Annotated in this window: 1 protein-coding gene; it reads left to right on the top strand. The window is 72.2% G+C overall.

The window, feature by feature from the left end:
* A partial coding sequence (locus ACFOVU_RS29345) for an SDR family NAD(P)-dependent oxidoreductase (RefSeq protein ID WP_378538757.1) occupies nucleotides 1-6967 on the top strand: 6967 nt, incomplete at both ends.

Genomic DNA, 6967 nt, shown 5'->3' with positions numbered 1-6967 from the left:
GCGCGCGTGCGCTGTCGGAGTTCGTGGACTGGGACCTGTTCGACGTCCTCCACGAGCGCCCCGGAGCCCCCACTCTCGACCGCGTGGACGTCGTCCAGCCCGCCACCTGGGCCGTGATGGTGTCGCTGGCCGCGCTGTGGAAGTCGGTCGGCGTCATCCCCTCCGCCTTCGTCGGGCACTCGCAGGGCGAGGTCGCCGCCGCCTGCGTCTCCGGGGCGCTCTCGCTGGAGGACGCGGCGCGCGTCGTCGCCCTGCGCAGCCAGGCCATCGGCAAGGAGCTCGCCGGAACCGGCGGCATGATGTCCGTCCCGCTGCCCCAAGAGCAGGTGCTCCAGCGCATCGAGCCGTGGGGCGACCGGATCTCCGTGGCCGCCGTCAACGGGCCCACCTCCACCGTGGTGTCCGGCGGCGCTGCGGACCTGGACGAACTGTTCACGGAGCTCACCGGCGCCGGTGTCAAGGCCCGGAAGATCGCCGTGGACTACGCGTCGCACTCCGCGCAGGTGGAGCGGCTGCGCGAAGTCGTCCCGGCGGAGCTGGCCGGGATCGAGCCGGTCACCATCGACACCCCCTTCTACTCCACGGTCACCGGCGAGCCGCTGGACACCAAGGAGCTGAACGCCGGCTACTGGTACACCAACCTGCGCGAGCGCGTGCGGTTCGACGAATCCGTGCGAGCGGCCGTTCGCGACGGCCACGACCTCTTCATCGAGGTCTCCGCGCACCCGGTGCTGCGGATGAGCATCCAGGACATCGTGGAGGGCGCCGGCCGGTCCGGGTCGGTGGTGGGCTCGCTGCGGCGCGGTGAGGGGGGCGCGGAGCGCTTCCTGCTGTCGGCCGGCGAGGCGTTCGCGGCCGGTGCGGACGTCGACTGGGCCGCCGTGGTGTCGGGGATGCGGCCGGAAACGGACGCGGAACCGGTGTCCGTGCTGCTGCCGACGTACGCCTTCCAGCGGGAGCGGTTCTGGCTGGAACTCGCCTCGGGCGCGGACGTGCGCGGGGCCGGGCTGGAAGACGCCGATCACCCGTTGGTGGGTGCCGCGGTGGAGCTGCCCGACGAGGGTGGCGTGGTGCTGACGGGGCGGGTATCGGTGTCGTCGCATCCGTGGCTGGCCGACCACGGGGTGGAGGACCGGGTGTTCTTCCCGGGCACCGGGTTCGTGGAGTTGGCGGTGCGTGCGGGTGATGAGGTCGGCTGCCCGGTGGTGGAGGAGCTGACGCTGGAGGCCCCGTTGGTGCTGGGGGATGACCCGGTGGTCCTGCGGGTGGTGGCGGGTGGCGCCGACGAGACCGGGCGGCGTGCGGTGTCGGTGTACTCCCGCCCCGTGTCCGGGGCGGTGCCCGGTTCGTGGGTGCGTCATGCGTCGGGTGCGCTGGTCGCCGGTCGTTCGAGTGGGGCCGGGTTCGACCTGGTGGAGTGGCCTCCGGCGGGTGCGCGTGAGGTCGATGTGACGGGCCATTACGAGGGCCTGGCCGTGCAGGGGTACGGGTACGGTCCGGCGTTTCAGGGGCTGCGGCGTGCGTGGACGCGTGATGGTGAGGTGTTCGCCGAGATCGCGCTCGACGAGCGCGAAGCGTCCGAGGCGGGTTCGTTCGGGATCCACCCCGCGCTGCTGGACTCCGCACTCCACGCCTCCGGCGTCGCCGAACGCGCGAAGAAGTCGCCCGATGAGCGCGTCGCTCTGCCCTTCTCCTGGACCGGCGTCCAGCTGTGGGCGGCCGGGGCCGACCGGCTGCGCGTGCGAGTGCGGTTCACCGACGACGGTTCGGTGGTGCTGGAGGCCGCCGACTCCGAGAGTCAGCCGGTCGCCTCGGTCGACTCGCTGGCCCTGAGGGAGATCACGGACCAGCAGGCGGCGCCCGCGGCCGCTTCGCCGTCGTCGCTGCTGCACATGGACTGGGTGGCCCTGACGGGCGCGGCGCCGGAGGCGGTGGCCGACGCTGAGGTCGTCACCGTCGCCGACGTGCTCGGCGAGGACTTCGGTGTCACCGAGGCGCTGGGGCGCGTCGGCCTGCGGGTCCGCGGGGTCGCCGATCTTGAGTCGGCCGCCGCGCAGGAGGACGTCTCGACCATCGTCGTCCCGTGCCCGCTTCCGGCGGTCGGCTTCGGCGGGGACACGAGTTCGGATGGCGTCCCGGGCGAGGTCCGTCAAGGCCTCGGCGATGTGCTGAAGGTGGTGCAGACGTGGCTGGCCGATGACCGGCTGGCTGATGCGCGACTGGTCGTGGTGACCAAGGGCGCCGTTGCGGCCGGCCCGGGTGACCGGGCTCCCGGCCTGGTGGGGGCGGCCGTTTCCGGGTTGGTGCGTTCTGCGCAGGCGGAGTCGCCGGGCCGGGTGCTGCTGGTCGACGTGGACGCGGCGACGAAGTCGCTGGAGGCCTTGGCGTCCGTGCTGGGGGTCGAGGGCGAACCGCAGGTGGCGGTGCGGGATGGTGAGGTGCTGGTCCCGCGGGTGGCCCGGGCCGACACCGGCCGCGACCTCGCGGTGCCCGCCGGTTCCGGCGCCTGGCGGCTGGACGCGGTGGAGACGGGGTCGATCGATGGCCTCGGCCTCGTGGCGGCGCCGCAGTTCGACCGTGTGCTGGCTCCCGGCGAGATCCGGGTCGACGTCCGTGCGGCCGGGGTGAACTTCCGCGACGTGGTGGTCACGCTCGGCATGGTGCCGGAGCAGGGCGAGCCCATCGGTGGCGAGTTCGCCGGTGTGGTCAGCGAGGTCGGTCCCGGAGTTGAGAACCTGTCGGTGGGCGACCGGGTCGTCGGTGTCGGCGAGGCGGCGTTCGGCCCGCGGGTGGTGAGCCCCGCTGTCCTGGTGGCCCCGATGCCGGAAGGCTGGGGGTTCGCTGAAGGCGCCGGCGTCCCGATCGCATTCACGACGGCCTGGTACGGGTTGATCGATCTCGCCGGGATTTCCTCGGGCGACCGGGTGCTGGTGCATTCGGGTGCCGGTGGTGTCGGGATGGCCGCGATCCAGATCGCGAAGAGCCGCGGTGCGGAGGTCTTCGCGACGGCCTCCCCGGGAAAGTGGGACGTGCTGCGGGGATTGGGGTTGGCGGAGGACCACATCTCCTCGTCCCGTGATCTGGGCTTCGCCGAGAAGTTCGGCGCGGTCGACGTGGTCCTGAACTCGCTTGCGGGCGAGTTCACGGATGCGTCCCTTGCCCTGCTGGGTGAGGGTGGCCGGTTCATCGAGATGGGCAAGACCGACCGCCGCACCCCCGAGCAGGTCGCCGAGGCGTATCCGGGTGTGGTGTACCGGACCTTCGACCTGATGGACGCCGGAGCCAACCGTGTCGGTCAGATGCTCGATGAGGTGCTGGCGGCCTGCGCGGCAGGCGAGCTGTCCCCGCTGCCGGTGCAGTGCTGGGATGTGCGCCGGGCCGGGGAGGCGTTCCGGTTCATGGCGCAGGCCCGCCACCGGGGAAAGATCATCCTCACCATCCCCCGCGCATGGGATCCCGAAGGCACCGTCCTGATCACCGGCGGCACCGGCGGGCTGGGTGCGATGCTCGCCCGCCACCTCGTCAGCCAGCACGAGGTGCGCCACCTCGTGCTGGCTTCGCGTCGCGGACCCGACGCCGAAGGCACCACCGAACTCGTCGCCGACCTCGAAGCAGCAGGAGCCACGGTGGAGGTCGTGGCCGCGGACGTGTCCACCCGCGACGGGGTGGACGACCTGCTCGGACAGGTGCCCGAAGAGCATCCGCTGACGGGGGTGTTCCACACCGCCGGTGTGCTCGCCGACGGCGTCGTTCCATCGCTGGACGATGACGCCATCGGCCGGGTGCTGGCGCCGAAGGCCGACGCCGCCTGGTGGCTGCACCGGGCGACCGCCGGCCTGGACCTGGCGACGTTCACCCTGTACTCGGCATCCGCCGGATCCCTGGACAGTGCCGGGCAGGGCAACTACTCCGCCGCCAACGCCTTCCTCGATGCTCTGGCCCAGGCCCGCGTCCGTGACGGTCTGCCCGGACTTTCGCTCGCTTGGGGCGTCTGGTCGCCCGAGACGGGTGGGATGACGCGCCGGCTCTCGGACGGCGATCTGGACCGGCTGTCGCGGTTGGGGTTCACCGCGCTGGACGCTGAGCAGGGCATGTCGCTGCTCGATGCCGCGTTGGCCGGAGCGGAGCCGTTCGTGCTTCCGCTGCCGGTGGACGGCCGCGTGCTGGCCTCGCGTGATGGTGGTGTTCCTGCGGTGTTGCGGGGGCTGGTGGCGGCGCCTGCGCGGCGTGCGGTCCGGGCCACCGCAGCCTCGGGAGGAGGCTCGGCCGGTGGGTCGGCGCTGGAAGAGCGCTTGGCGGGGCTGCCGCTGGCGGAGCGGGAGCATGTGGTCGTCTCTCTGGTGCGGGCGGAGGCCGCCGCCGTGCTGGGGCACTCCTCGCCTGACGCCGTTGCGGCGGGTCGCCCGTTCCAGGATCTGGGGTTCGACTCCCTGACGTCGGTGGAGCTGCGCAACCGGCTGGGACGCGCAGCCGGGACCCGTCTTCCGGCGACCGCGGTCTTCGACCACCCCACCCCTGCCGCTCTGGCGGCGTTCCTGTTGGAGCGTCTGGGCGGAACCGCGTCGAAGGACGCACCTGTGGTGCGGGCCGCTGTCTCTGCGGGGGCGGATGCCGCGGAGCCGGTGGCGATCGTGGCGATGGGTTGCCGCTATCCCGGCGGTGTGGCCTCTCCGGAGGACCTGTGGGACATGGTGGTCCGAGGTGGGTCGGGCATCACTCCGTTCCCGGACAATCGCGGATGGGACCTGGACGCGTTGTACGACCCGGATCCGGATCATGCGGGGACGGCGTATGTGCGCGAGGGCGGGTTCCTGGAGAGCGCGGGGGAGTTCGATCCGGGGTTCTTCGGGATCAGTCCGCGTGAGGCCGTGGCGATGGACCCCCAGCAGCGGCTGCTGCTGGAGGTGTCGTGGGAGGTGCTGGAGCGGGCGGGGATCGACCCGGCGGTGCTGCGGGGCAGCCCGACCGGCGTCTTCATCGGCGGCACGCAGACGGGATACGGCACCGGGACCGCGGCGCTGTCCGCGGGGGTCGAAGGCTATCTCCAGACCGGTAACGCGGGTTCGGTGATGTCGGGCCGGGTCGCCTATGTCCTCGGACTGGAGGGTCCGGCGGTCACCGTCGACACCGCCTGCTCGTCGTCGCTGGTGGGCATCCACCTGGCGTGTGAGTCGCTGCGCCGGGGGGAGAGCACCCTCGCCCTCGCCGGGGGTGTCACCGTCATGGCGACGCCCGAACTCCTCGTGGACTTCAGCCGTCAGCGCGGCCTGGCGCGCGATGCCCGGATCAAGGCGTTCTCCGACGACGCCGACGGCACCGTGTTCTCCGAAGGCGTGGGCATGATCCTGCTGGAGCGGTTGTCCGACGCCGAGGCCAACGGGCACCACATCCTCGGGGTGATTCGCGGCAGCGCCATCAACCAGGACGGCGCGAGCAATGGACTGTCCGCGCCGAGCGGGCCGTCGCAGGAGCGGGTGATGCGCCAGGCCTTGGCGAACGCCGGCTTGGAGCCGGGCGACGTCGACGCGGTGGAGGCGCACGGCACCGGCACCACCCTCGGCGATCCGATCGAAGCGCATGCACTGCTCGCGACCTATGGCCGCGACCGCGACGCCGAGGCTCCGCTGTGGCTCGGGTCGGTCAAGACCAACATCGGCCACGCGCAGGCCGCCTCCGGAGTCGCGGGGGTGATCAAGATGGTGATGGCCTCGCGGGAAGGGCTCCTTCCCCGGACCCTTCACGCGTCGACGCCGTCCACCCACATCGACTGGGACGCCGGGCAGGTGCGGCTGCTGGACGAGGCCCGGCCGTGGCCCGAGCACTCCGATCAGCCGCGGCGGGCCGGGGTGTCCTCGTTCGGGATCAGCGGCACCAACGCCCACATCATCCTCGAACAGGCACCCGAGACGGCCGAGGAGGCTGCGCCCACCGGGAGCGGCCACAACGGCACCGGGACCGCGATAGCCGGGGCCGGGGAGACGACCGCCGTCGACGCCGATGCGGTGGAGGCCGGCGCGCAGGCGTTGCCCACCGTCCCCGTCCTGCTCTCGGCCCCCGATGCTTCCCGCCTGCCCGCTTATGCCAAGCGGCTCGCTGAGCACCTTGCGGCGAATCCCGGCCACTCCCTCCACGACACCGCGCTGGCCCTGGCCACGACCCGCACCCACCACCCCCACCGGGCGGTCATCCTCGCCACCACCCGCGACGACCTGCTCACCGCCCTCACCCACCTCAGCGACAACGGACCCGAGGCCTGGACCACCGGCCCCGGCGCCATCACGTCGACCCCGCCCCCCAACCTCATCACCGGCCACACCCCCACCGGTGGCCAGGCCAAAACCGCGTTTCTGTTCTCCGGGCAAGGCGCCCAGCACCCCGGCATGGGACGCCACCTCTACACCACCTTCCCCACCTTCGCCGCAGCGTTGGACGCCGCCTGCGACGCGCTGGACCCGTACCTGGACCACCCCCTCAAGCACGTCATGTGGGCCACCCCGGGGACAGAGCACGCCCGCCTGCTGGACCAGACCGCCTACACCCAACCCGCCCTCTTCGCCCTCGAAACCGCCCTGTTCCGCCTGCTGGAATCGTGGGGTGTCCACCCGGACTACATGACCGGCCACTCGCTGGGCGAGATCACCGCCCACCACGCCTCCGGCGCCCTGTCCTTGACCGACGCCGCCCGGCTCGTGGCCACCCGCGGCCGCCTCATGCAATCCCTCCCCGAGGGCGGCACCATGGCCGCCATCGACGCCACCCCCGACGAGATCGCTCCCCTGCTGGAAGGCCAGGAGCACCACGCGGGGATCGCCGCCCACAACGCCCCCCACGCCACCGTCGTCTCCGGCCACGCCCCCACCATCCACACCATCACCACCCACTTCCGCGAACTCGGCCGCAAAACCCGGGTGCTGAACGTCTCCCACGCCTTCCACTCCCCATTGATGACCCCCATCGTCGAGACGTT

The sequence above is a fragment of the Nocardiopsis sediminis genome (assembly GCF_042650565.1).
GTDB lineage: Bacteria > Actinomycetota > Actinomycetes > Streptosporangiales > Streptosporangiaceae > Nocardiopsis_B > Nocardiopsis_B sediminis.
This window is presented reverse-complemented; position numbering and strand designations above follow the sequence as displayed.